17 protein-coding genes are annotated in these 25,836 nt (G+C 68.3%); 4 read left to right on the top strand and 13 right to left on the bottom strand.

All coding sequences use genetic code 11. From position 1 onward, the window contains the following. Positions 1 to 115 precede the first annotated feature (115 nt). The 4 genes from FHW94_RS01595 to FHW94_RS01580 are packed head-to-tail and all read left to right on the top strand — an operon-like array spanning position 116 to position 8,240. Positions 116 to 2,461, top strand: coding sequence for a GH92 family glycosyl hydrolase (locus FHW94_RS01595; protein WP_210425436.1), 2,346 nt, complete (start codon positions 116 to 118; stop codon positions 2,459 to 2,461). Beyond that, on the top strand, positions 2,458 to 4,722 hold the full coding sequence (locus FHW94_RS01590; RefSeq protein ID WP_168554045.1) for a hypothetical protein: 2,265 nt from the start codon (positions 2,458 to 2,460) through the stop codon (positions 4,720 to 4,722). Before FHW94_RS01595 ends, FHW94_RS01590 begins: the two co-directional genes overlap by 4 nt. 37 nt (positions 4,723 to 4,759) lie before the next feature. Beyond that, positions 4,760 to 7,216 (top strand): hypothetical protein, encoded by a 2,457-nt coding sequence (locus tag FHW94_RS01585; protein WP_168554044.1) that lies wholly within the window; start codon positions 4,760 to 4,762, stop codon positions 7,214 to 7,216. A gap of 10 nt (positions 7,217 to 7,226) precedes the next feature. After that, entirely contained in the window at positions 7,227 to 8,240 is a 1,014-nt protein-coding gene (locus FHW94_RS01580) for a sensor domain-containing diguanylate cyclase (protein ID WP_168554043.1), read from the top strand. Between the two features lie 16 nt (positions 8,241 to 8,256). Here FHW94_RS01580 and mmsB read toward each other — a convergent pair whose 3' ends face one another. The 13 genes from mmsB to FHW94_RS01515 all read right to left on the bottom strand — a co-directional run bounded on the left by mmsB (position 8,257) and on the right by FHW94_RS01515 (position 25,719). Further along, positions 8,257 to 9,147 (bottom strand): 3-hydroxyisobutyrate dehydrogenase, encoded by an 891-nt coding sequence (gene mmsB / locus FHW94_RS01575; RefSeq protein ID WP_348981776.1) that lies wholly within the window; start codon positions 9,145 to 9,147, stop codon positions 8,257 to 8,259. 13 nt (positions 9,148 to 9,160) lie between these two features. Then, a complete protein-coding gene (locus FHW94_RS01570; protein ID WP_168554041.1) occupies positions 9,161 to 9,943 on the bottom strand; it encodes an enoyl-CoA hydratase-related protein in 783 nt (260 codons plus the stop codon). After that, positions 9,940 to 11,007 carry an enoyl-CoA hydratase/isomerase family protein gene (locus tag FHW94_RS01565; RefSeq protein ID WP_168554040.1) on the bottom strand — a complete coding sequence of 356 codons (1,068 nt, stop codon included), beginning with the start codon at positions 11,005 to 11,007 and terminating at the stop codon, positions 9,940 to 9,942. Before FHW94_RS01565 ends, FHW94_RS01570 begins: the two co-directional genes overlap by 4 nt. Next, complete coding sequence (locus FHW94_RS01560; RefSeq protein WP_168554039.1) at positions 11,004 to 12,146, bottom strand: acyl-CoA dehydrogenase family protein; 1,143 nt, start codon at positions 12,144 to 12,146, stop codon at positions 11,004 to 11,006. Before FHW94_RS01560 ends, FHW94_RS01565 begins: the two co-directional genes overlap by 4 nt. A 166-nt stretch (positions 12,147 to 12,312) precedes the next feature. Continuing rightward, the gene (locus FHW94_RS01555; RefSeq protein ID WP_168554038.1) at positions 12,313 to 13,605 is read right to left on the bottom strand and encodes a sugar MFS transporter; all 1,293 of its coding nucleotides are present in this window, start codon (positions 13,603 to 13,605) and stop codon (positions 12,313 to 12,315) included. Between the two features lie 24 nt (positions 13,606 to 13,629). After that, a complete protein-coding gene (locus tag FHW94_RS01550; protein WP_168554037.1) occupies positions 13,630 to 16,050 on the bottom strand; it encodes a glycoside hydrolase family 3 protein in 2,421 nt (806 codons plus the stop codon). A gap of 97 nt (positions 16,051 to 16,147) precedes the next feature. Next, entirely contained in the window at positions 16,148 to 17,362 is a 1,215-nt protein-coding gene (locus FHW94_RS01545) for an MFS transporter (RefSeq protein ID WP_349237416.1), read from the bottom strand. After that, positions 17,355 to 18,419, bottom strand: coding sequence for a LacI family DNA-binding transcriptional regulator (locus FHW94_RS01540; protein WP_168554036.1), 1,065 nt, complete (start codon positions 18,417 to 18,419; stop codon positions 17,355 to 17,357). Before FHW94_RS01540 ends, FHW94_RS01545 begins: the two co-directional genes overlap by 8 nt. A 15-nt stretch (positions 18,420 to 18,434) precedes the next feature. Then, positions 18,435 to 19,355, bottom strand: a complete 921-nt coding sequence (locus FHW94_RS01535) for a glycoside hydrolase family 16 protein (protein ID WP_168554035.1) — start codon at positions 19,353 to 19,355, stop codon at positions 18,435 to 18,437. Beyond that, positions 19,352 to 20,869 (bottom strand): tryptophan halogenase family protein, encoded by a 1,518-nt coding sequence (locus FHW94_RS01530; RefSeq protein WP_210425435.1) that lies wholly within the window; start codon positions 20,867 to 20,869, stop codon positions 19,352 to 19,354. Before FHW94_RS01530 ends, FHW94_RS01535 begins: the two co-directional genes overlap by 4 nt. After that, positions 20,866 to 21,876 carry a cupin-like domain-containing protein gene (locus FHW94_RS01525; RefSeq protein ID WP_168554034.1) on the bottom strand — a complete coding sequence of 337 codons (1,011 nt, stop codon included), beginning with the start codon at positions 21,874 to 21,876 and terminating at the stop codon, positions 20,866 to 20,868. The genes FHW94_RS01530 and FHW94_RS01525 overlap by 4 nt, the downstream gene beginning before the upstream one ends. Continuing rightward, positions 21,869 to 22,579 carry a SapC family protein gene (locus FHW94_RS01520; RefSeq protein WP_168554033.1) on the bottom strand — a complete coding sequence of 237 codons (711 nt, stop codon included), beginning with the start codon at positions 22,577 to 22,579 and terminating at the stop codon, positions 21,869 to 21,871. The genes FHW94_RS01525 and FHW94_RS01520 overlap by 8 nt, the downstream gene beginning before the upstream one ends. 134 nt (positions 22,580 to 22,713) lie before the next feature. Continuing rightward, complete coding sequence (locus FHW94_RS01515; protein WP_168554032.1) at positions 22,714 to 25,719, bottom strand: TonB-dependent receptor; 3,006 nt, start codon at positions 25,717 to 25,719, stop codon at positions 22,714 to 22,716. Positions 25,720 to 25,836: the final 117 nt, after the last annotated feature.

The following is a 25,836-nucleotide window of genomic DNA, read 5'->3' as shown; positions in this document are numbered from 1 at the left end:
CCCGCCGGCGCATGGCATGCTTGCTCCCTTGCCATGCGCCCCCTCGCAATGCCTGCCGGATGCAATGCACCGGCAGGCATTGTCGTGTCATGATCATCCAGCCATGGAATACGCCATGATCCCCCCAGCAAAGCTCCCCGTGGCCCGCCGCAGTCTGCTTCGCGCTTCGTGCCACCTGGCCCTGCTGGCCGGCACCGGCGCCCCCGCGCTGGCCGCGCCGCGCCGGCACGGCGGCCGCCGCACCGCGCCCGGCATGCCCGATCTGTTCATCGGCACGGGCGGCGATGGGCACACCTTCCCCGGCGCCAGCCTGCCGTTCGGCATGGTGCAGGTGAGCCCGGATACCGACACCGCGCGGTGGGACACGTGCTCTGGCTATCACCACGGCGATGCGTCCTTGCTGGGCTTTTCCCACACGCATCTTTCGGGCACCGGCATTGGCGACATGCTCGACGTGCTGGTGGTGCCCGCGCGCGGGGCGCTGCGGCTCGATCCCGGCCCGCTCGACAAGCCGGAACAGGGCTATCGCCTGCGCTATGCCCGCGAAGACGCGCGGCCCGGCTATTACCGCGTCGCGCTGGAAAACGGGGTGACCAGCGAACTCACCGCCACCTTGCGCACCGGCATCCAGCGTCACGCCTATCCCGCTGGCGAAGGGCACCTGCTGATCGACCTGTCGCACCTGGTGCAGGACAGTTCGGACTTTCCCCCGCTGATCGACGCCGCCGCGCTGGAATGGCTGGACGATGGCACGCTGGTGGGCACGCGCCGCGTGTGGCGCTGGGCCAAGGGGCGGCAGATCTATTTCGCCATGCAATTCTCGCGCGCGCCCGCCCGCATCGATTTCTTTGCCGACGACAACGCCCCCTGCCCGCCCGGCACGCGCGCCATTACCGGCAAGCGCCTGAAAGCCGTGGCCTGGTTTCCCGACGCGGGCAGCGCCCCGATCGTGGTGCGGACCGGCATTTCCGCCGTGGACGTGGCCGGCGCCCGCGCCAACCTGGCCGCCGAAGCCGCGCACTTCGATTTCGATGCCTATGCCAAGGCGGCCCAAGCGGCCTGGGACGGCGAACTGGCGCGGATCACCGTGAAGGGCGGCACCGCGGCCCAACAGACCATCATGGCGACCGCGCAATACCACGCCGCGCTCGGCCCCACACTGCTGAGCGATGTGGATGGGCGCACGATCGGCCTCGACCGCCAGGTCCACACCCTGGCCCAGGGCGAAGCGGCCTATAGCGCCTATTCGCTGTGGGACACCTATCGCGCGTTCCATCCGTTGCAGACGCTGATCCGCCCGGCCCACGCCGCCACGATGATGGCCGACCTGATCCGCCAGACCCAGCAAAGCCCCTATGGCCCGCCGGTCTGGCCACTGCAGGGGGTGGAAACCGGCTGCATGATCGGCTGGCATGCCGTGCCCGTGCTGGCCGAAGGCATGGCCAAGGGCATCCCCGCCGATTACGCCGCCGCCTGGCCCGGCATCCGCCGCCGCGCGCTGGATTTCACCACGCCCACGCAGGACAATTCGCTGGGCATCCCGCTCTATGACCAGTTGGGCTATGTGCCGGCAGACCTGCTGTTTGAAAGCGTCAGCCGCACGCTCGAATACAGCTATGACGATTATGCCGCCGCCAAAATCGCGCGGGCGGCCGGCGCGGCGCAGGATGCCGCGCACCTGGAAAAGCGCAGCGGCAACTGGCGCAATGTGTTTGACGCCAGCGTGGGCTTTGCCCGCCCGCGCCTGTCCGATGGCAGCTGGACCAGCCCTTATGACCCGGTGCAACTGGGCCACTCGTCCAAATGGCGCGACTATACCGAAAGCAACGGCTGGCAGGCGACGTTCCTCAACCAGCACGACGTGCCTGGCCTGATGGCGGCGCTGGGCGGCGAGGCCGGGTTCGAGGCCAAGCTCGACGCGCTGTTTGCCGCGCCTTCCACCCTGCCCAAGGGCGCCCCGCCGGATATTTCGGGCATGCTCGGGCAATATGCTCATGGCAACGAGCCTTCGCACCACGTTGCCTATCTCTATGCCTGGTGCGGCGCGCACTGGAAGACGCAGGCGATGGTGCGCCGCCTGCTCACCACGATGTACACCGACAAGCCCGACGGGATCATCGGCAACGACGATTGCGGGCAGATGAGCGCATGGTTCATTCTTTCGGCGCTGGGCTTCTATCCGGTCGATCCGGTCAGCGCGGTCTATGTGCTGGGCAGCCCGCTGTTCGACCAGGCGCGGGTTTCCGTGGGCGCGGGCAAGGAACTGGTGATCGAGGCGCGCGGCCAAGGGCCGGACAAGCCCTATTACGGCAAAGTGGAATGGAACGGCCAGCCGCTTGACCGGTGCTGGCTGCGCCATGCCGAACTGATCGCGGGCGGCACCCTTGTGTTCCACATGCAGGCAGAGCCGGACAAGCGCTTTGCCAGCGCGCCGGCAGGCAGGCCGCAAGCCGCCTCGTGAGCGCGGCGCTCACCCTGCTTGCGCTGGCGGCGGCGCCCAGTCTCGCCGGCGCCTGCGTGGTGGCAGACGGGCCGGCGCGGGCGGGGGCAGACCTGCTCGCCCGGCGGCTGCACGAGCGCGGGATCCATCCCGCGCCCACCTGCCCGGTCACGCTGCGGTTCGAAACCATGCCCGCGCTGGGCGAAGGCTTTGCGATAGGCCGCCACGGGCGCACGATCATGGTGCAGGTGGGCCAGACCCGCAGCGCCGCCTATGCCGCCGGGTGGATCCTGGGCCACATGCAGGGAACGCAGCTGGCGCTCTCCGGCCCGGTGCACAGCGCCCCGGCCATGGCTGTGCGCGGCGACCAGATCGGCATCCGCGCCAAGAACAACAGCTTCGATGCCTGGACCCCGGCGATGCTGGCCCGGCAGGTGGAAGACCTGGCGCTGATGGGCGCCAACCGCGTGCAACTGGTTGCCCCCGTTTCCGACGATGCCGCCGCCAGCCCGCTAGCCCCGCTGCCCGCGCGCGACGCGATCCTGGCCACGGCCCGCGCGGCCCAGGCCCTGGGCTTGCAGGTGGCGCTCTATTATCCCCTGTTGCGCGATTACGCCAAGCCGGCGGACGTGGCCGCCGAACGGGCCGATTTCGCCGCGCTGATCGCAGATTTTCCCGCGCTCGATGCGGTCTATTTTCCCGGTGGCGATCCGGGGCACACGGCGCCCGCGCCGCTGTTCGCGCTGCTGGGGCAGCTCGCCACGCCGCTCCATGCGCGGTTTCCTGGGGCGGAAATGCTGGTGTCTTCGCAAGGCTTCGATGCCGCCGGCTTCGCTGCCTTCGTGGCGCAAGTCCGCGCCCGCCCGCCCTGGCTTTCGGCGGTGTTCGTCGGTCCGCAAACGCGCGCTTCCATCGCGCAGCATCGCGCCCTGTTTGCCGGGGTCGTGCCCCTGGAGCTCTATCCCGACACCGCCCACGCCATGCACGCGCAACTGCCGTTGCAACGCTGGCACCCGGCCTTTGCGCTGACGCAAGGGCGCGAGCCGGTGAACCCGCGCCCGCGCGCCATGGCCGCCGCCTTTGCCGACCAGGCGCCCGGCACGCGTGGCTTCGTCGCCTATTCCGAAGGGGTGAACGACGATTGGAACCTGGCGCAATGGTTGGCCCTGGCGTGGAACCAGCGCGCCCTGCCCCGCGCCATCGCCCTTGCCCACGCGCGCCGCTTCATCGGGGACGATCGCTTTGCCGCCCTGCCCCTGGCGCTGGAGCAGGGCTGGCGCGGCGATCCGGCGCGCAATCGCGCAATCGGCCGGACTCTGGCCGCCACCACCGCGCTGCGCCCCGCGCGCTGGGCCGATTGGCGGATCGACCTCTACCGCTATCGCGCGGTCTACGATGCCCTGGTGGCGCGCCGCTGGGCCGCGGCCCAAGCGGCTGATGCACTGGCGCGCGCGGCGCTGGCCCAAGCCCCACGCACAGGCAGCACGCGGGCGGTTGCCGCAGCCCGCCGCGCCTTTGCCCGGCCCGAAGCGCCCGCCACCGTGGCGCTGTACCACCGACTGGAAACGCTGGCCGCGCGGCTGTGGGACAAGGCGCGGATGCAGCTCAGCGTCCCGCGCTATGGCGCGTCCAACTGGGAACGCGGCGCCAATCTCGACCGCGCCATGGCCGACCTGACCGACCGCGTGGCGCTCGCCCCGCGCATGGCCGCGGCGCTGGCCCTGCCCGGCGAGCCAGCGCGAGCGGCGGCGCTGGCCGCACTGGCAGACCGCGCCGACCGGCGCCACGGCGCGCTCTATGACGATCTGGGCATGCCCGGCGCGCAGCCCCACCTGCTGCGCGGCGCAGGCGAACGGGCCGATCCGCAAGGCCGGGCCAGCAGCATCATCGGCGTGGCCGATCACCTGCCCGCCGATGGCTGGCCGCTCGCCACGCTGACCTATGCCGAAACGCTTTACGAAAATCCGCTGCGCCTCTCCTATCGCCTGCCGCGCGGGGGCGCCTGGTGCCTGCGCTTTACCTGGGCGGGCGAGGATTACTGGCGATCGATGGCAGTCCGGGCCAACGGGCAGGAAATTCTGCCGCCGCAAAACCGCGCCGCCAACCCGGCCTATATCGAAGTGCCCATTCCCGCAGGCCTGACCGGCCGGGGCCGGCTTGCGCTGGCGTTCGTGGCGCGGGCCGGGGCGGGCGGCGGCGGGCGCGGGCAGCAGGTGGCCGAAACCTGGCTCTTGCGCAAAACACGCGCCTTGCGCTGTGACGGGCAGTGGACCGGACCATAAAGCCTTGACCTTCCCCCGATAGCGGACACAATCGCAGATGATGCTTGCCAGATTCCTTGCCTCCCGTTGCCGTGCCGCTGGCCTCACGCGTTTTCAACCGACCGCTTCGGCACTGGCTTTGGCCGGGCTGGCTGCCGCATGGCCGTCGGGCGGTGCCCAGGCGGCCGATTCCCGGTTCGAGCTGATCGGGCCGGATATGAAAGTCATCGTCACCCGCAACGGCCAGGACCTGCCGCTGGGCAGCGTGCCCAGCCTGGCCGAGGGCGACTCCCTCACGATTTCGGCCGCGCTGCCGGGCGACCAGGGCGCGCGCCTGATGGTGGTTTCGGCGTTTCTGCGCGGGGCCACCAATCCGCCACCGCGCGAATGGATCGGCGTTGCGCGGACATGGAAGGACAAGGCGACCGAGCATTCGCTGAACCTGACCGTGCCCAAGGGCGCGCGGCAGATGGTGGTGCTGATCGTGCCCGAAACCAATGGCGCGCAAGGCACGCTGGTGGATGCGGTGCGTGGCAAGCCGGGCGAATTCGTGCGCGCCAGCCAGGATCTCAACCAGGCCTCGCTCGACCATGCGCGCCTCATGGCGTTCGTCGGCGCGGTCAATGGCGACAATGCCACCCATCCCGAAGACCTCAAGCGCATGGCCCCCACGCTGGCGCGCAGCCTGTCGATCAAGCTCAACGAGGATTGCCTGTCGAAAGTGGTGGACCAGCAGGCCTCGTGCCTGGTGGACGACCGCGACACCCTGGTGCTCAGCGACATCCACACCAATTCGCTGACCGACACGCTGACCGGCGCGCCCACCACGCTGGCGCTGTCGCTCAGCACCACCACGCAGGGCGGCGCGGGGGTCTACAGCCCCTATATCGGCGTGGTGCGCGATCTGGCCAAGGTGTTCGGCGCGTTCAGCAATCCGCAGTTCAACTATCTACCCACCCTGTCGGAACTGCACGGACCGACCGCCTCGCTCAAGCTCAATACCGCGCCTTCGTTCAACAAGCCCAAGTCGGTCATGGTCATGGCGATGCCGGCAATCGGCGCAGACAGCCCGCCGCAACTGCGCAATCCCACCAAGGGGCCGATCTGCGCGCGCGACAACAACCTGGTGCTGCCGGTGGAAGGGGCCCCGCTGGTCTTTGCCACCGGCTATGCCCACGACATGGCGGTGAAAGTGACCGCGCCCGATGGCTCCACACGCGAATTTCCACTGCGCTCGCGCGCCGACCTGGGCGGTTATGCCGTGGTGGCCGACGCCCTGCCGCCAGGCGCGACGCTGGGCATGCATATGCACGGCCGCTGGGGATTCGATCCGTTCGATGGGCCCGACTATGTGGTGCAACGCCCCGATGGCGGCCCTTGGAAGACCGCGACCGGGGCAAGCGGCCCGCTGGTGGCCGGGCGCGACAATGACGTAACACTGGAAGGCGCGGCCCCTGGCTGCGTCGAAGATGTCAGCCTGCGCGTGGGCAACAGTGCAGTGGCGCGCAGCGTCACGTTCCGCGCCGTCGATGCCACGCACCTGGTCGTCACCGTGCCGCTGGCAGAGGGCGAGACCGGCGAATTGCACCTTGATGTGCGCCAGCAGGGCATGGGCATGCCGGCCAGCGTCACCTTGCGCGCGCGGGCGGAAACCAGCCGGATCGACGCAGTCGATATCCGCGCCGGCGACAGCGAGGCGATGATCACCGGGCAGCGGCTGGAACAGGTGGTCGCGCTGAGCCTGGGCGACGTGGAATTCCGGCCCGATGGCTTGACCCGCGACGGACGGATCGACCGCCTGCACCTGAGCACGGCCAACGGCGCGCGCACGGGCGACGCCGGCACGGCCGCCAAGGCGCAGATCAAGCTGGACGATGGCCGCGTGCAGGCCGTTTCGATCAAGATCGGCCCGGCCCGGCCGCGCATCGACCTGATCGGCCGCACGGTCAATGCCGCGCCGGTGCCGGCGGGCATCCGTTCGTTGCGCTTTGCCGCCGACGACCTGCTGCCCGAAGACGCCGAACTGGTCTTTTCCGTGCGCGCCGGGGCCAACACCAAGCTTGCCAACGACGACGCGATCGAGGTGGCCCCGGCCAGCAGCCAGACCGGCCTGCGCCTGACCACGGCCAAGGGCCTCATGGCCAGCGATCCCACCGTGTTCGTCGCCACGATGCGCGCGGCCGATCTGCCCCCGGCCAGCTTTGGTCCGTTGCGCTTTCGCCTGGTCAAGGGCGATGGCCAGTTGGGCAGTTGGCAACCGCTGGCCACGCTCGCCCGCCTGCCCCGCATCACGAGCCTTGCCTGCGACAGCGGCGGATCGCTGCCCTGCACGCTGACCGGGCGCAACCTGTTCCTGCTCGACGCAGTGGGTGCCGATGGCGATTTCGCCCGCGCGGTGACCGTGCAGCCCGGCTTTACCGGATCGAGCCTTAAAGTGCCGCGCCCGGCCGACGGCGCGCTGCACCTGCGCCTGCGCGATGCGCCCCAGGCGCGGGTCACCCTGCCGATGAATTGAGGCCTACGCGATGGACAGCCTTTTCAGCCGCCTTTCCGAAACCGTTGCGGGTGCCGCCACCACTGAGGAACTGACTCGGCCGTTGCTGGACCTGCTGCACAAGGTGACGGGGCTGGAAAGCACCTATCTCACGCGGGGGGACGAGGTGGCGGGCGTGCAGACCGTTCTCTATGCCAGCAATGCCAAGGCGATGAAAATTCCCGAAAACCTGTCGGTCCCTTGGGAAGATACGCTGTGCAAGCGCGCGCTGGACCAGGGGCACCTGGTCTGCACCGATGCCGCCGCCTGCTGGCCCGAAAGCGAGGCGGCGCGCGCCTTGGGCATCTGCACGTATGTCACCACCCCGTTGCGGCAAGAGGATGGCACGCTGATCGGCACGCTGTGCGCCGCCAGCAGCACGCCCACGCCCGTGACCGAGGAAGGACGGCAGATCCTGGCCTTGTTCGGCGCACTGATCCTGCGCCAGATCCAGCGCGAAGACCTGCTTGTGCAATTGCACGCCGCCAATCGCCAACTGGAGCGGCAATCCCACACCGATCCCCTCACCGGGCTGCCAAACCGCCGCGCCATTCTCAAGGAAATGGATGGCCTGTTTGCCATGGCGGCGCGGGTTGGGCGCGGGGTGCTGGTGGCGTTCATCGATCTCGACGGGTTCAAGCTGATCAACGACAGCTATGGCCACGATGCCGGGGACCGCTTCCTGATCGCGATCGGCGAGCGGTTGAAAGCCGGGCTGCGCAGCACCGATCATGTCGGCCGGCTGGGCGGCGATGAATTCGTGGTGATCGGCCTAGGCGCGCCGCTCGATAGCGACGCCACGGGCGCGATCCAGGCCTGGCGGGGGCGCCTGGCGCCGCTGCTGTGCGGGCGGTTCGACCTTGCGGGCAGCGTCCTCGACTATCCCGGTGCCAGCCTGGGGATGATCAGCGTGGACCCGCGCGCCGCCACGCCCGATGATGCATTGCGCCTGGCCGATGCCGAAATGTATCGCGAAAAGCAGCGCCGCCGCGCGCTGGCGGGTTGAGGCGGCGCGGCGTGCGCTAGAGCGTCTTGATGATGGCTGAAAAATCCTTGTCGGCATGGCCATCGGCGGCAAAGGCGGCATAGAGCTTTTCCGCCAAATGCCCCATCGGCACGGGCGCGCCGGCGTCCAGCGCGGCGCCCATGGCCAGGCGCAAATCCTTGAGCATCAGGGCCGTGGCAAAGCCGCCCTGGTAATCGTTGTCTGCCGGGGTTTGCGGCCCCACGCCGGGGACCGGGCAATAGCTGGTCATCGACCACGATTGGCCCGAGGCCTTGGACGCGATGTCGTAATAGGTCTGCAGGTCCAGCCCCAGCCGCTCGGCCAGGCGGAAGCTTTCGCAGGTGGCCACCATCGTGGCGCCGAGCAGCATGTTGTTGCAGATCTTGGCCGCCTGGCCGGCGCCGGCGCCGCCGGCATGGATCACCGCCTTGCCCATCGCCGCCAGGATCGGCTGCGCGGCGGCAAAGGCTTCGTCGCTGCCGCCGACCATGAACGTGAGCGTGCCGCCGCGCGCGGCGGCAATGCCGCCCGAAACCGGCGCATCGACGATGGGATGGGCAGCAGCACCCGCCACATCGGCCAGGTGCCGGGCGGTGGCGACATCGATGGTCGAGCAATCGATCAGCAAGGCGCCGGCCGGAGCCTTGCCGATCACCTCGTTCTCGATCACCTGGCCCACGATGGCGCCGTTGGGCAGCATGGTAACCACCACTTCGGCCCCGGCGACCGCCTCGGCCACCGTGGTGCAGGCCGTGCAACCGGCCTCCTGCGCGGCAGCCAGGGCCGCTTCGGAAAGATCGAAAGCCCGGACCACGTGCCCCGCTCGGGCCAGGTTGGCGGCCATGCCGCCGCCCATGTTGCCCAGGCCAATGAATGCAATTGCCGCCATGGCAGCCTCTCCCGTTATGTCTTTTTGTGGTTCAGCGCCCCTGCCACACGCCGGGACGCTTCTCGACGAAGGCCTTCATGCCTTCGGCCTTGTCCTGCGTGGCGGTGAGCACCTGGAACATGCGGCGTTCGGCCAGCAGGCCCTGGTCCAGCGTGGTTTCGAACGCCAGGTTGACCATTTCCTTGTTCATCAGCGCGGCCAGCGGCGGCATGGCGGCAATGGTCTGTGCCGCTTTGAGCGCTTCGGCCAGCAGATCGCCATGCGGCACCACGCGGCTGACCAGCCCGCCCCGCTCCGCCTCGGCGGCGTCCATCATCCGGCCGGTCAGGCACATGTCCATCGCCTTGGACTTGCCCACGGCGCGGGCCAGGCGCTGCGAACCGCCCATGCCCGGCGCCACGCCCAGCTTGATTTCCGGCTGGCCGAACTTGGCATTCTCGCTGGCGATGATGAAATCGGCCATCATCGCCAATTCGCAACCGCCGCCCAGGGCAAAGCCGTTGACTGCCGCAATCCACGGCTTGCGCGTGGCCTTGACCAGCTTGCTGGTCCAGCCTTCGAAAAAGTCTTCGGCAAAGAATTGCGCAGCGGGCTTGTCCGCCATTTCCTTGATGTCGGCGCCGGCGGCAAAGGCCTTGTCGCCGCTGCCGGTCAGCACCGCGCAGCGCTGCGCCGGATCGGCCTCGAACGCGGCAAAGGCGGCGATCAGGTCGGCCAGGACCTGGCTGCTCAGCGCGTTGAGCGCCTGGGGCCGGTTGAGCGTGATCAGCGTGACGGGCCCCTGGGTTTCGACCAGGATCGTTTCATAGCTCATAGCGGTGTCCATTCCTCTTGCTGCGGCAGGGGCGCAAAGATCGCATCGAGCGCGGGCGCCGCCACGCCTTCGGGGCTGGCAGGGTTCCAGCGCGGGGCATTGTCCTTGTCAACGATCACCGCGCGCACGCCTTCGGCAAAATCGGGCCGCATGATCATGCGCCCACCCACGCGGTATTCCATCGCCATGTTGGCGGCAAAATCGGGCAGCGCCAGGCTTTGCGCCAGTTGCCGCAGCGAAACTGCGCAGGAAAAGGGCGATCGCGTGGCGAGCGTGGCCAGGGTTTCCTGGGCGAACGGCGCTGGATCGCGCGCCAAGGACGCCAGGATCTCGGGCAGGCTGTTGGCCAGGAAATGGCGTGCGATGGCAGTGGCCTGCGCGGCGATCGGCGCCGGGCCAGGCGTGCCGGCCAGCGCATCGAGCGCTTCGCCCACGTTTTCCCCGGCGGCAATGCGCGCCTTGGCCTGGGCCAGCGCGCTGTCTTCCAGATAGTGGGTGGCAAGGCCGGCCCACAGGCATTCCGCGCCGTCCAGCCTTGCGCCGGTCAGCGCCAGATATTGCCCCAGCCGGCCTTTCAGGCGGGAAAGATACCAGCCGCCGCCGACATCGGGAAACAGGCCGATCCCGGTTTCGGGCATGGCCAGGCGCGTCTTGGCCGTGGCCACGCGCCAGCGCGCTGGCTGGGAAATGCCCACGCCCCCGCCCATGGTGATGCCGTCCATGAAGGCCACCACCGGCTTTACATAGGTGAACAGCAGGTGGTTGAGGCGATATTCGTGGAAGAAGAATTCGCGCGCTCGGGCGCCGCCGTCTTCCAGGGCAGAGCCGCGCAGCAGGGCGATGTCGCCCCCGGCGCAAAACCCGCGCGAGAGCTTGGGATCACCATCGGGCGCGGGCGCGTGGTCGATGATCACGGCGGTGATCGCCGGATCGTCTTGCCAGGCGAGCAGCGCATCGGTCATCGCCTTGACCATTGGCAGGGTCAGCGCGTGGATCGCGCGCGGGCGGTTGAGCGAGAGAATGCCGGCGCAGCCTTCGCGACGAACGATAACGTCCGGGGTCATTGCAGCAAGTCCCGGCCCACGATCATGCGCATCACTTCGTTGGTGCCTTCCAGGATGCGGTGCACGCGCAAGTCGCGCCAGAACCGCTCGATCGGATAGTCGCGCAGATAGCCATAGCCGCCAAACAGTTGCAGCGCGCGATCGACCACGGAGGACCCGGTATCGGTGGCGAAGCGCTTGGCCATGGCGGAAAAGCGCGTCTTGTCGGGCGCGCCGGCGGTGACCTTGGCGGCGGCCAGATAGAGCAGCGCGCGCGCGGCCTCCAGTTCGGTGGCCATGTCGGCCAGCACGAACTGGGTGTTCTGGAAATCGGCGATAGCGCGGCCGAACTGGCGGCGTTCCTTCACATAGGCGATGGCTTCATCCAGGCAGCGCTGCGCCCCGCCGAGCGAACACGCGCCGATATTGAGCCGCCCGCCATCCAGGCCAGCCATGGCGATGCGGAACCCCTGGCCCTCTGCCCCCAGCCGATTGGCCACCGGCACCCGCACGTTTTCCAGGATCACTTGCGCGGTGGGCGAGGCGTTCCAGCCCAGCTTGCGTTCCGGCGCACCGAACGACAGGCCCGGCGTGTCCTTTTCCACCAAGAAGCAGGAAATGCCGCGCGGGCTCTCGTCTCCCGTGCGCACCATGATCAGGTAGACATCGTTCACCCCGCCGCCGGAAATGAACTGCTTCGTTCCATTGAGCACATAGTCATCGCCGTCACGCCGCGCGGTGGTGGCAAGGGCGGCGGCGTCCGATCCGGAACCCGGCTCGGTCAGGCAATAGGAGCCCAGCTTGTCCATCGCCACAAGGCCCGGCAGGTGCTGGGCCTTGAGCTCGGCCGAACCATAGCTGTCGAGCATCCAGGCGACCATGTTGTGGATCGACAGGAACGCGGCGGTGGTGGGGCAGCCATAGGACATCGCCTCGAACACCAGGGCCGCTTCCAGCCGGCCCAGGCCCACGCCACCCCCTGCTTCGGAAACATAGATGCCGCCCAGGCCCAGTTCGCCCGTGGCGTGGATCACGTCACGCGGGAACGTGTGGTCTTCGTCCCAGCGGGCAGCATGGGGGGTGATGGCGTCGGCGGTGAACCGGCGCGCCATGTCCTGAATGGCAAGCTGGTCTTCGGTCAGGGCAAATGCCTGAGACATCAAGGGCGCTCCTGCTCCCGCATCAAACGCGGTGTTTCTGTTTGGCGGCACCATGGCCCAGCGGGGGTATGGGCACAAATGCCTTTTTGGTCGCATCGGTTGTGCAAAAAAGGGGGCACGACCCTATGGTCGTACCCCCTTCCCGTGCATGCAACTGGCAGGTTTGTCAGGCGGCCGGGCGGCGCGCGTACCAACCATAGGATGCAATCACGGCATAGCAGGCGGCCGGAATGGCCAGCGCCAGCGCCAGGCTGTGCGTCACGTCGGCCACGCCGCCGGTCAGCAGCGGCAGGACCGCACCGCCGAAGATCGCCACGTTGATGATGCCCGAACCATCGGCCGCGCGCGATCCCAGCTTTTCGCAGGCGAGGCTGAAGATCGTGGGGAACATGATCGAGTTCATCAGGCCGATGGCGAGCAGGCTATAGCCCGAAACCACGCCGTTGGTGTGGGTAGACAACGCTATCAACACGATCGCGAAAATGGCGTTGAATGCGAGCGCCTTGCCCGGCGAAACCTGGCGCAGCACGGCCGAACCGATGAAGCGGCCGACCATCGCCCCGCCCCAGTAGACGCTGATCAGCTTGCCCGCCGCCGCTTCTTCCAGGCCCATGACATGCGCCTGGCGGAGATAGTTGACGATGAGCGAGCCGATCGACACTTCCGCGCCGACATAGAGGAAGATGCACAGCGCGCCAAAGCCGAAGCGCGGACGCTTGAGCAGGTCGAGCCCGGCAAGGCCGCCGCTTTCGGTGTGCTTTTCCACGGGCAGGCGGTTGCGGAACGACCAGACCACGGCCGCCACGATCGCCAGCGCGATGGCCAGGCCGATGTAACCCTTGACGATCGCGCCGCTTTCCGCCGTGCGATAGGCATCGAGCGCGGGGCCGGTGAGATCAGCGGCCGAAACCTTGGCCAGGCTGCCCAGGATCAGCGCGGCGCCGAACCAGGGAAACAGCGTGGTGCCCAGCGAATTGAACGCCTGGGCAAAGGTCAACCGGCTCGATGCGGTGCGTGCCGGGCCGAGCAGCGAGATCAGCGGGTTGGCCACGACCTGGACCACCACCACGCCACTGGCCAGCACGAACAGCGCCAGCAGGAACACGCCATAGGTGGCGCTTTGCGAGGCAGGAATGAACAGCAGGCAGCCGGCCATCATCGTCAGCAGGCCGACCACGGCGCCGCGCATATAGCCGATGCGCTTGACCAGGCGGGCGCCGGGGATGCCGATGACGGCATAAGCGGTGAAGAAGCAGAACTGCACCAGCATCGCCTGGGTGTAGTTCAGCGTGAAAAGCTCCTTGAGCTTGGGAATGATCACGTCGTTGAGCGACGTGATCCCGCCGAAGATGAAGAACAACCCAATGACGAAGACCTGCAGTTGCGGGGCGTCGATATGGGCGGCTCCGTCCGGGCCGTCGGGATGGGCGCCCGCAGCAAGATCGGGGGCAAGGGCCATTATGATTTCTCTCCTAACGCTCCCTCACGCCTTTGGCGGGCAGGGAACGACGCTTCCAGTTGCCTCTACGCGCACATTGCTGAGCGTCACGACGAACCCCTGCGGCGCCGTGATCCGAAGCGGCGTGCCGACCTGTTTCAGATCAGCACCGGCATCGGCGAAACAGCGCAACGGAATGCGTGTCTGGGTAACGGCCCCCTGCGGCGCAAGACGCAGGAGCGATGCCACATCCAGGCTGCCCGTGCCAACCGAAACCTTGATCGGCCCGGCCGGCAGGGCATCGATCCGCCAATCCAGCCTGACTTCAAAGCCTTCGTCGGCCTGACGGGTGAGATCGATCGGCGGCCCGTCGATGGCAAGCGCGCCCGGTGCGGCCCAGGTGAAGCGCCGCGCATCTTCCTGCGCGGCCAGATCGACCGAGCGCGCGGTAACGGCATTGTCCAGCCCCAGGTGCCAGGGCGACGGCGCCACGCCACGGTTGAACCACAGGTTGTCGCTGGCCGCCGCCGAAAGATCGACGCGCGGATCCTCGTTCACCGCGCCCACCGGCTGGGCATGGGCATAAGTCAGGCCATAGCCTGCCGGGAACAGCGGCGCGGTGACGGGAGAGCGCGCATCGGCGGGCCAGGGGAACGGCAGGGTGCCGGCAAAATCGCGCGCTGGCTGGCCATCGGCCCTGGCCACCAGGACATCGGCCACCCCGGCCCCCTGCGTGCCGGGCAGCCAGGCCGCGACGAAGGCATCGGAGGCATTGAGCAGTGGCCCGGCAAACAGCGGGCGGCCCGAAAGGAACAGCGACACCACGGGAATGCCTTGGGCCTTGAGCCGGGCGACCAGCGCGTCTTCGCCATGGCGCGGGCGGAACGCCAGGTTGGCCACGTCGCCCTGGAATTCGGCGTAGGGCGCCTCGCCATAGACGACCACGGCCACATCGGGCCTTTGCGCGAACTGCCCATCGGGCGCGAGGGTGGCCGTGCCGCCCACTTTGGTCAGCGCATCGGCCAGGGCGCGGCCGATGGTCTGGCCGCGCGGGAAATCGGCGGCGGTGGTGTCGGTGCCCTGCCAGGTGATCGTCCAGCCGCCCGCCTGCATCGCCATGGAATCGGCCCCCGGCCCGGCGATCAGGACTTTGGCGCCGGGCTTCAACGGCAGGACGCCGCCGTTGTTCTTCAGCAGGACCAGCGATTTGGCCACCGCTTCGCGCGCCACGGCAAGATGGGCCGGCGCGCCCAGTTCGCCCGCCGCGCCGCGTTGGATCGGCGCCGCGCCCATCAGGCCCAGCTTGAACTTCACGCGCAGGATCCGGCGCACGGCATCGTCGATCCGCGCCATGGGGATCGTGCCCCGCTGCGCCTGGGCCAGGGTGGCATCGAACAGGCCCTTCCAGCTGTCGGGCGCCATCGCCATGTCCAGCCCGGCGTTGAAGCTGGCCGCGCACGACGTGACCGTGCAGCCATCGACCTGGCCATGGCCGTTCCAATCGCCCACCACGAACCCGCCAAAGCCCATGCGGCCCTTGAGCACATCGGTGAGCAGGGTGCGGTTGCCGTGGTTCTTGACCCCGTTCCAGCTGGAAAAGCTGGCCATGACGGTCAGCGCGCCGGCATCGATCGCGGCGGGATAGCCCTGGGCGTGGCGCGCGACGAGTTCGGTTTCGGACACGCGGGCATCGCCCTGGTCCTTGCCATCGTGGGTGCCGCCATCGGCCAGATAGTGCTTGGCCGTGGCCGCGACATGCGCGCTATCCACCGCCTTGCCGGCGCGCAGCGGCCCTTGCAGGCCCGTGACCATTGCCCGGCCATAGGCGGCAACCAGCGCCGGATCGGCGGCATAGCCTTCATAGCTGCGGCCCCAGCGCAAGTCCTGCGGCACGGCGAGCGTGGGGGCAAAGGTCCATTCGATCCCGGTGGCGGCGATCTCGGCCGCCGTGGCCGCGCCGATGCGCTGCACCAGCGCGGGATCGTGCATCGCGCCAAGGCCGATATTGTGCGGAAAGATGGTGGCGCCGGGCAGGTTGCTGTGGCCGTGGACGGCGTCGACGCCGAAGATGATCGGGATCCCTGCCCCCGCCTTGACCGAGGCCGCGCGATATTCGCCCACCAGCCGTGCCCAGTCCGCCCCGCCGGCGCGCTCGTTGCCATAAGGGCCGCTGTTGCCGCCCGCGAGGATCGAGCCGAGCGGGTAGCGCGCCAGATCGGCCGGAGTGACCGCGCTGATATCGCCCTGGATCATCTGGCCGATCTTTTGCGCCAGGGTCATGCGCTTCATCAGCGCGGTGATGCGCGCTTCGGTGGCGGGATCGGTGATGGCGGCCGGGCTATGCGCGGCGGGCCATTGCGCGGGATGGGCGACAGCCTCCTCTACCGGCGCGGCGGCGGCGGGGGTGAAAGGCGCCAGCAGGGCCAGGAAAGCAGGGGCGGCAAGCAGCGCGGGGCGCTTGGTCATGGGTATCATCCTCTCGCTCGGGCGATATTGTGAACGTTCTCAATTGCAGCTTGTGACATGGCCCGGCGGCCAGATCAACTGCCGTGTGATGGGCGGGTCAGCCGGTTCGGATGGACAGTAGCAGCAGCCCGGCCAACGCGGCGCAGGCGGCCAGCACCAGGAACAGGGCGCCAAAGCCCATGGTGGGCACCAGCACCACCGCGAGCCAGGGCACAATCAGCGAAGGCACGGTGTTGGTGAGATTGAACAGGCCAAGATCGCGCCCGCGCCGGTCTGGCCGGGGCAGCACGCGCAAGGTCTGCCCGCTATGCAACGCCAGAAACACCGCCATGGCCAGGGCGAACAGCGCATAGCCGGCCAGCGCCACGCCCTTGCCCGGCGCCAGCGCCATGACCAGCAGGCCGAGCGCGATCAGGCCGGCGAGCGCGCCCAAGGGGCGCCAGGGCCGCGCGCGGCGATCGGCCCAATGGCCCACCAGCAGCGCCAGCGGCACCGAGAGCGCCAGCAGCAGGCCATAGATGCGCGCCATGGTGGCCGCGTGCATCGTGGGATCGAGCGCCAGGAACCAATAGGCGATGAACGCGAACAACGTCGCTTCAGCCAGTTGCACCAGCAGCCGCGCCAGCCACATGCGGCGCACCGGGCGTGGCGGCGGCGGAACCACCGGGGCCAGCGACACAGGCGCCGCCGTTGCAGCGGGCATGGCGCGTGGGTTCATCAGCAGCAGCGGCAGGATCGATGCGGCCACGATCAGCGCCAGCACCGCGACGCGCGCGGCAAAGCCGCTGCCGGTGCCATGATGCGGATCGGGCAAAGTGACCAGGGCGCCCACCGCGCCCGACCAGGCCGGAGCAAAGGCCAGCAACCCACCCAGCAGGCCCTTGTGCCGATCGGGCACGCAATCGGCGGCCCAGGCCGCCAGCGGCCCCAGCACCATGTTGAGCCCGCCCTGCCAGGCGACCAGCACCACGATCAGTGCCGGCAGCGTGGTCGCCAGCGGCATGGCCAGCAGAAGCGCGCTCGACAGCATCAGACCGCCGGCCACCCAGGCGCGGCGGCTGCCGGCGCGATCGCTGGCCCAGCCCCAGGCGATGTTGGCCACACTGGCCGAAACCGCGCCCAGGAAGGTCAGCGTGGCGAGCCAGGGCACGGCCGCCGGGCCGGCCAGCTCTGCCACGCGCAGCGGCAACAGCAGGGTGAGCAGCGGGCCGTAGCCCGCCGTGGCACCAGCCCAGGCAAGAGCATAGCACAAGAGGAACGGCCAATCACCATGGCGCGCGGGCACGCCGGCCACGGTAGAGGCTTCAGCCACCCGTCGTCGCCTTGGGGCCGGCCACGGATTCGCGCATGACCAGCCCGGCGGGCACCACCACGGGCGCTGTCGGCACGGTGCCGTCGCGCTGCGCCGCAATGATCAGGTCCACCGCGCGGGCCACGGTTTGCGCCACCGGCTGGTCCACCGCCGAAAGCGCTGGGCGGGCAAAGCGCACCACGGGCGTGTTGTCGAAACTGATCAGCGAGAGGTCTTGCGGCACGGCCAGGCCCATGGCGTGGGCCACATCGAGGCTGGCCAGCGCGGTCTGGTCGTTGCTGGCGATGATCGCGGTGGGCGCGTCGCCTTGGTCCAGCAACTGCCGCGCCGCCTGCGTGCCCGTGGCGAAGCTGAAATCGCTGTGCGCCAAAAGGCCGTGGGTGGGCAGGCCAGCCTCGCCCATGGCGGCGCGCCAGCCATCTACGCGCCACTGGCTGAGGCTGTATTCCGGGTTGCCGGCGATGAAGCCGATGCGGCGGTGGCCCAGGTCGATCAAGGCCTGCGTTGCCTTTCGCGCCGATCCTTCATCGTCCATGATCAGCGGGATGCCCCCGCCCTGCCCCAGCGAGCCGATGCGGGCAAAGGGAATGCCCTGGCGAGTGAGCACGCCCACGATCAGCGGATTGTCGGAATGGGGCGGGGTCAGCACCACGCCATCGGGCTGCAGCGCGGCGATGGCGGCGAGCAGTTCGCGCTCCACGTGGTCGTTGTGGGTATCGACCAGTTCGAAGATCATGCGATAGCCGTGTTCGGCGCATTGCAGCATCCCGCCCAGCAGCATCTGGTCCACCCAGTCACTGCCCTGGCGCGCGCGCCAATCGGCAATCGTGCGATCGCGGTCGTTAAGCGCCAGGATGAGGTACGAGCGCGAGCCGCTCATCCGCTGCGCCGCGATCGAGGGGACATAGCCGAGCCGGGCAATGGCTTCGCGCACGCGCTCCTGCATTTCGGGGCGCACGTTGGGTTCGTTGTTGATCACCCGGCTGACGGTTTGCAGCGAGACGCCGGCATCGGCGGCCACGTGCTTGATCGTCACGGTCTGACGACGGCGCGCCATCCTGCTGCTATCCTCTTACTTCGCGGTCGGCCGGGTGGCCGCGTCGGCATCGCTTTGCCAGACATGGACCCAATCCACCATCATCGTGCGTGGAAATCCGCGCTCGTCCACCCCGCCGCCGTTGCGGCTTTCCGGCAGGCCGCCGCCGATCGCCAGGTTGAGCACCAGATAGAACGGCCGATCGAACGGCGCCAGCGGATCGGCGCTGCCGGTGGTGGACCATTCGCCCGCGCGCCGGGTTTCATAGGCCACGCCATCGATGCTCCAGGTGATCGTGCCCGGCGCCCATTCCACGGCATAGGTGTGAAACCCGTCGACCGGCGCGGGGATCGGCGTTTCCGAACCCACATGGCGGTTGGCGGGGGGCACGCCGCCGAAATGGATCGTGCCGAGCGCACGATCCTCTTTCCCGCCGGCGCACGTGGCGCAGGGCACGCCCAGGTTCACCGTTTCGAGAATGTCGATCTCGCCCGAAGCGGCCCAGCGGCCATAGCGGCTTTCCGCCGGCAGCATCCAGATCGCCGGCCAACTGCCCTGCCCGCCGGGCAGGCGCGCGCGCACTTCCACCCGGCCATAGCGCCAGGCGGCCTTGTCCTTGGTGCTCAGCCGCGCCGAGGTGAACGGCTTTTCGGCGCGCGCGGCGTTCCTATCGGGGGTTTCGCGCAGGTCTTGCGGATAGGCCGGGCCGCGCCAGGCCTCCTTGCGGGCGGTGATAACCAGATGGCCATCGGCGAGGTGCGCGTTGGCGCGGCGCGGGGTGTAGCACTGGCGTTCCTGGTTGCCACCGCCCCAGCAATCGTCGGCCAGGGTCCAGCGCGCGGGATCGATCGCCGTGCCATCGAATTCATCGGCCCAGACCAGGTGCCAGCCGGGCCCCGGCGCCTCTGGCGCGGCAGCGGCGGCGGCGGATGCCAGCAGGGCCAATGCCACGCTCATGCCGCAGCGCCCGCCTGCGCGCCGCAATAGCTTTCCACGTAGGCGGCATGGCCGGGCAGCCCGCGCACGGTTTCGGCCACTTCGCGACGCAGGCCGGCGAGCAGGCGCTCCAGTTCCTCGTCGCGCAGCTTGGCCGCGACCGGGTGATGGCCGGAAGGCATGATGCCCTGCCCCATCATCACCTGTACCCAGCTGTTTTCGGCAAACAGTTCCTCGTTATTGCGGAACACGCGGCCGGTGCGGGCGAACAAGTCCATGCGATGGGCCAGGCTTTCGGGCACGTCCATCCCGGCGCAGTGGCGCCAGAACGGGCTGTCGCGCCGCTCGGTGGCCTTGTAGTGCAGGATCAGGAAATCGCGGATCTGGACCATGTCGGTCCACTGCTGTTCGTTGAATTCGGCAATGTCGGCCGGATCGGGGCGCTGGCCCACCGGCAGCAGGCGCAGGATGCGCAGCACGGCGCGCTGGATCAGGTGGATCGAGGTGGATTCGAGCGGTTCCATGAACCCGCCCGAAAGACCCACCGCCACGCAGTTCTTCACCCATTGCCGGCGCCGCGCGCCGGTGGTGAAGCGGATGCGGTTGGGTTCGGTCAGCACCTGGCCTTCCACGCTGGAGAGCAGGCGTTCCAGGGCGGCGTCTTCGGAAAGATAGCGGCTGCACCACACGATGCCGTTGCCCTGGCGATGCTGCAATGGAATGCGCCACTGCCAGCCGGCATCGTGGGCGATGGCGCGGGTATAGGGCACGGGCGGGCGCACGCTGGCGGTCTGCACCGCAATGGCGCGGTCGCAGGGCAGCCAGTGGCTCCAATCGTCGAACCCGGTGTGCAGCGCGCCTTCGATCAGCAGGGCGCGAAAGCCGGTGCAATCGAGGAACAGGTCGCCAGCAACGCGCCGGTCGCCATCCAGGCTCAGCGCGGCGATGGCGCCGCTGTCGCCATCGAGTTCCACCTGCGCAATGCGGCCTTCGATGCGGGTGACGCCATCGGCTTCGGCCAGGCCGCGCAGGAACGCGGCATAGCGCGCGGAATCGAGCTGATAGGCATAGTTCATCCGCCCATCGGGCAAATGGGCAAAGCGGCCGGCCTGCGCGGCCATGAGTTCCAGGCAATAATCGTCATAGGGCGCGGTGTGCCCGCGCGAGAGGCCGTGCAGCCAGAAATGCTGGAACCCGGCGCTCCAGTGATCGCGCCCGGTGCCGCCGAACGAGTGGAAATAGCGCGCCCCTTGCGCTTTCCAGTTTTCGAACGCGATGCCCAGCTTGAACGTGGCCTGGGTGGCGCGCATGAAATCGGCTTCGGCAATATTGAGCAGGCGGTTGTAGGTGACCAGCGGGGGAATCGTGCTTTCGCCCACGCCCACGGTGCCGATGGCCTCGCTTTCCACCAGGGTGACCGTGGCCACCGGGCCGAGCGTGCGCGCCAGCGCGGCAGCGGCCATCCAGCCGGCGGTGCCGCCACCGGCCACCACGATGCGCAGGGGTGTTGGCCGCAGGGGTGTTGATGATGTCATCGGCTGAGGCTCCTGAGCAGGAAAGCGCGGATGCGGCTGGCGGCGGCCGCGTCGAGTGGGGCGAGGATGCCCTGCCCTTCGGCCGGCAGATGGGCGCGCGCGGAAGCGCCGCCGGAAAAGACATGGTGTTCGAACAGGGCGCGCCATTGCGCGCGTTCGGCTTCGGGCAGGTCGCGGATCGCGAGGATCGCGTGGATCAGCGCATCCTGGGGCTGGCCCAGCCAGCGCGGGGTATCGCGCCACCAGTAATTGACCAGCACGTTGAACGGCGCCGTGGCATCGACCGCGTGATACCAGCCGCTGGGGATGAACAGCGCGTCTCCGGCGATGAGATCGGCCACCTGCGCATGGGCCAGCGCGGTGGCATAGCCGGGGTGGCGCGCCAAGTCGGGCGCATCGGGATCGACCATGCTGACGGCGCGGCCGGCAGGGGTGTTGTCCAGCGGGCCTAGGTGGAGATTGGCGAACTGGTCTGGCGGAAACAGCGTGAAGCGCCGCCCGCCCACGGCGCAAACCGCAAGGTTGTGCGGGAAATCGTTGTGCGCGGCCACGCGGGTGGCGGTGCCGATCCACACGCTGGCCAGCGCCTGTCGCTCGCCCAGCGGCATCGGGTTGGCTGCGTCCAGCCCTTCGAACCAGCCGGGAATATCGATCGAGCCCATGTAGACCAGCCGGCCATCGGCCGCCGCCTCGGCCGCGTCAAACCGCGCCCAGATGGCGTCCAGCGGTTCCTGGGCGGTGGCGAAATTGACCTTCATAAGGGAATCGTAGAACAGGCGGCCAGCGGCCTGCGGCCCGGCGTGCGAAACGGTGAACGCGCGCGGGCGGGCGTGGGCGGCAAGATGGGCGCGGGCTGCGGCCGCGCTTTCCCGCCCGGCCAGGACCAACGGCCAGTGCGCGGCCAGGCCGCGCACCACGAACGGTGTGGCTTCCTGTGCCAGCAGGGCATCGAGCGCGGCGGCATCGACCACCGCCACTTCGCGCACGGATGGCGGATGTTCAGGCATTAGAGCGCCGTGCCAGGAGATCGGCAAAGCGGCCAAGCGCGGCCACCGCCATGTAGATGGGCAGGAGATGCCCTTGCACGTTGAGGTCGCCCAAGGCCGCGCCATCGAGCGCGGCCAGGCGCTCTTCGGCAATGATGTGATAGCCCACCAGGCTTCGCGTGGAGCCTTCGGCCAGGGGCACTTCGAGTGAAAAGGGTTCGAGCAGGTCGTGCGCCTCGAGCGCGGCGAGGAATGCGGGCGTGGCGCGCCAGCCGGCGTCGAGCGCACCAAGCTGCTCGGCCTTGGCGGCGAGATAGGGCGTGGGGGCGCCGGTTTCATCGAACAGGCGCTGGCCAGCCGGCGCGCCGACACGGGGATGGGCCAGGTCGATATGCACCTGGGGCACATCGTCGGCATGGGCGGTGCGGCCGATCAGGAAGGGCTGGACCGCGTGGGCCAGCGGCACATAGGCCGCGTCCCAGCGCGCATCGGCCAGGAACAGGTTCTCAGCCTGTTCGAACCCGAACAGGGCGAGCGGGGCAAAGCGGCCGGTTTCGGGATCGCGGCGGAACACGATGGGATAATGCGCGGCCACCGCGCGGAATTCGGCCGGCACCACCAGGCACCCCATCACGCCATCGCCCCACTGCGCGCCCGCGCCGGTGGCCACGGTCAGATCGCGATGGGTGGCATTGTCGAGCAGGGCATGGCTGCTGCTGGTCACGGTGCTGGCATCCTCGTTCAACGGCTGTTTGCGCCCTTGTTCCACCTGCGGCTGGCGGGATCAAGCCAATGGCAGGAGGGACCACCCGGCCGGCTTGCAGGGCAGCGCAAGCCGGCCGGGCGGGGAGGGCCGCGTCAGAAGTTGACGCGGAAACCGGCGGAATAGCGGGCATAGCCGCTCGACGCGAAGAACACGTTGTTGTCCGACCGCAAGTGGCCCCGCCGGCCCTGGTTGGTCAGGTTGATGGCATCGGCAAAGACCGTGAAGCCCTTGCGGAATTCCCAGCTGGCGCTGGCATCGACCTGGCCATAGGGCTCCACGTAATAGGGGTTGGGCCCCGTGCCCGAGAGGAACTGCGCGCGCCAGTTGTAGGCAACGCGGGCCTGCAAGCCGTGCTTGTCATAGAACAGCACCGCGTTGGCGCTGTCGGACAGGCCGGTGAGCGCGAACTGGGTGACGCTGGACGGCTTGGTGTTGTCGTACGTCGCATCGCCGCGCACGATCGTGTAGTTCAGGATCGTGCCGAAGCCGGTGTTCCAGAACGTGTGCTGGATGGCGAATTCCCAGCCATAGAGCCGCGCGGTCTGCGACGAGTTGACCGGCGTGGTGATCTGGAAATTGACCGCCGCATCCTGGGGCGTGCCGAAGATGTTGCCGGTGAGGTTGCCGCTCGCGTCGGTGCCGGTAATCTGCGAGGATTCCGGGTAGTGCTGGAAGATGTAGTTGCGGATCGCAGCCGTGCTGGCATCGGCACCGAGCGCGGCGATGGCCGCCTGGTAGCGCGGGCCGCTGGCCGGGTTGGTCAGGCCGAAGGCGCCGGTATCGACGCGGGCCGAGGAAATGAAGTTCGACACGTTCTTGTTGAAGAAGCCCACCGAGACATAGCTCGTCGGCGCGTAGTACCACTCCAGGCTGAGGTCGATGTTCTTGGACTTGTAGGGCAGCAGGCCGGGATTGCCCTGGCTGCCGGTGCCGCCACCGATGCGGAACAGCTGGTCGAGCGTGCGGCCACCCTGGAGGCTGGCATAGTCGGCACGGGTGATCGTCTGGCTGTAGGACGCGCGGAACTTGACGTTGCGCGCCGGCTGCATGTCGAAATCGAACGCGGGCAGGAAATTGTCATAGCTGCCGGCAAACGTGGTGAAATCGCTGCTGCCGCCATAGATCAGGCCGAATTCGTTGGCAGAAACCCACTGCGTGCCGGTGGGGATCGGCACCAGCGCCGAGGAGGTCACGCGGGTGTTTTCATAGCGCAGGCCGGCGCGGAAATGCGCCTCGCGGCCCAGCAGGTCGAACTTGGTATTCACCTGCACAAAGGGCGCGATGGTGCGTTCCTTGATGCGGCGATCGACCGTGTAGGGCGCCAGGCAATTGCCGGTGCCGCCGCAGATCTGGTTCTTGCTGTCGAGCAGGCTCACCATCTTTTCGAAATTGAAGGTATAGAACTGCTTGATGATGTTGGGATCGTTGGCACCGGAAACGCCGCTGAACTTGTCGGGCACGGAAACGCGGCTGAACAGGTCGTCGGGCGTCTGGCTGGCCGGCAGCGAGCCGCCCCAGGTATCGTGCTGGATATAGCCATAGGCCGACCGCACCTTGTTCTCGGTATAGTTGGCGCCAAAATCGAGGCTGTCGATCACGCCGCTGTCGAACTGGAAGTGGCCGGAAAGGCGCGCTTCGTTGATCTCGTCGCGGAAATAGGCGTTGCGGAAGGCATTGCCCGTGGGCGTGATGTTCGCCGGATCGAGCGCGTCGATGCCAGAGTTCATCCCGACCGAAATGACCGGCAGATCATGGGTGAAATCGATCTTCTGGTCGGCCACGCCGAACACCGCCGTCCCCACCGAGACGCTGGTGCCATAAGGATTGTTGGGCTTGGATTCGGCCGTCGAATGGTGGGCGTCCAGCTCCAGCGTGAGGCGATCGATGCCGTCCCACTTGAGATTGCCGCCGATCGAGCGGTTGACCGTGCGGTTTTCGGTCAGCGCCGCGCTGTAGGACAAGTCCTTGCCCTCGCTGGCGCCGAAGTGTTCGGCATAGAACACCGGGCCGGCAACCGGACCATCGGTCCACTGGCTGGAAACGTCGTTGAAATTGAACCAGATGCCCACGCTGTTGGTGCGCGCGCGGACGGTGTTCTGCGAATAGGTGTAATCGAACGTGGCGGTCAGCGTGTCGGTGGGGCGCAGCTGGAGCACGAGCTGGCCATTGATGCGCTCACGGTCGATGTCGGTGATGTCATAGCTGGCGTTCTGCGGCACCTGGTAGACATCGTTGGGACCGGGCCGGTTGACGATATTGGCATAGCGCGGATCGCCTTCCTGCGGCAGCGAACCCCAGTTGTTTTCCGAGCCGAGATAGCCGTCCCGCCAGCCGACATTGGCCTGGTTGTTGCTCGCCTTGCGCTTTTGCCACACGCCGGTGACCAGCACGCCGATCTTGCCGTCGGCAAAGGTGTCGCTGAGAATCCCCGACACTTCGGGCGTGATGGGGCTGCCCTGGTTGCGCGACGTGTCGATCATGCCCTTGATCGCCAGGCTGCCGTGCAGGCCGGGCCGATCGAGCGGGCGCGGGGTCTTGATATTGATGGTCGAGCCGATACCGCCGGTCGGCAGCGTGGCCCGGCCCGACTTGTAGACTTCCACCCCGGCGACGCCTTCGGACGCGAGGTTGGCAAAGTCGAAGCTGCGGGTGGACGGCGCGCTGGCGCCATCGCCCAGGCTGGACGTGGGCATCTGGCGGCCATTGAGCAGCACCAGGTTGAATTCCGGGCCGAAGCCGCGAACCGTGACGGTGGAGCCTTCGCCGTTGGAACGATCGATCGACACGCCGGTGATGCGCTGAAGCGATTCGGCCAGGTTCGTATCGGGGAACTTGCCCATGTCTTCGGCCGAGATCGCATCGACCACGCCTTGCGCGCTGCGCTTGATATCGGCGGCGGCCGAAAGGCTGGCGCGGATGCCGGTGACGACGATCGCGCTTTCGGCCGGCGCTTCGGGCGTGGTGGCGCCCTGCGGTGCTGCGGCCGGCGTGCTGGGCGCGGCTTCCTGCGCCAGGGCAGGCGCAGCGGCCAGGCCCATTGCCATGACCGAAGCCCCCCAGACCAGGCGCGCGCGCAAAGAATGGCAGCTTGTGCTCATCAGATCCCTCTCCCCGTTTTCACCCCGTCGCTTTGGCGCACGGTTTGTGAACGTTCTCAACTTGCGCAACGAATGCGCGTGAACGTTCACTTTGTCAAGCGCCTGCCGTCATCATCC

Source organism: Novosphingobium sp. SG720, from assembly GCF_012275365.1.
Classification (GTDB): Bacteria; Pseudomonadota; Alphaproteobacteria; order Sphingomonadales; family Sphingomonadaceae; genus Novosphingobium; species Novosphingobium rhizosphaerae.
This window is presented reverse-complemented; position numbering and strand designations above follow the sequence as displayed.

Bases quoted from the DNA above. Each gene is read 5' to 3' on its own strand.
- FHW94_RS01595 (WP_210425436.1), top strand. From the start codon at position 116: ATGATCCCCCCAGCAAAGCTCCCCGTGGCCCGCCGCAGTCTGCTTCGC.
- FHW94_RS01585 (WP_168554044.1), top strand. From the start codon at position 4,760: ATGATGCTTGCCAGATTCCTTGCCTCCCGTTGCCGTGCCGCTGGCCTC.
- FHW94_RS01580 (WP_168554043.1), top strand. From the start codon at position 7,227: ATGGACAGCCTTTTCAGCCGCCTTTCCGAAACCGTTGCGGGTGCCGCC.
- FHW94_RS01570 (WP_168554041.1), bottom strand. From the start codon at position 9,943: ATGAGCTATGAAACGATCCTGGTCGAAACCCAGGGGCCCGTCACGCTG.
- FHW94_RS01565 (WP_168554040.1), bottom strand. From the start codon at position 11,007: ATGACCCCGGACGTTATCGTTCGTCGCGAAGGCTGCGCCGGCATTCTC.
- FHW94_RS01560 (WP_168554039.1), bottom strand. From the start codon at position 12,146: ATGTCTCAGGCATTTGCCCTGACCGAAGACCAGCTTGCCATTCAGGAC.
- FHW94_RS01555 (WP_168554038.1), bottom strand. From the start codon at position 13,605: ATGGCCCTTGCCCCCGATCTTGCTGCGGGCGCCCATCCCGACGGCCCG.
- FHW94_RS01550 (WP_168554037.1), bottom strand. From the start codon at position 16,050: ATGACCAAGCGCCCCGCGCTGCTTGCCGCCCCTGCTTTCCTGGCCCTG.
- FHW94_RS01540 (WP_168554036.1), bottom strand. From the start codon at position 18,419: ATGGCGCGCCGTCGTCAGACCGTGACGATCAAGCACGTGGCCGCCGAT.
- FHW94_RS01535 (WP_168554035.1), bottom strand. From the start codon at position 19,355: ATGAGCGTGGCATTGGCCCTGCTGGCATCCGCCGCCGCCGCTGCCGCG.
- FHW94_RS01530 (WP_210425435.1), bottom strand. From the start codon at position 20,869: ATGACATCATCAACACCCCTGCGGCCAACACCCCTGCGCATCGTGGTG.
- FHW94_RS01525 (WP_168554034.1), bottom strand. From the start codon at position 21,876: ATGCCTGAACATCCGCCATCCGTGCGCGAAGTGGCGGTGGTCGATGCC.
- FHW94_RS01515 (WP_168554032.1), bottom strand. From the start codon at position 25,719: ATGAGCACAAGCTGCCATTCTTTGCGCGCGCGCCTGGTCTGGGGGGCT.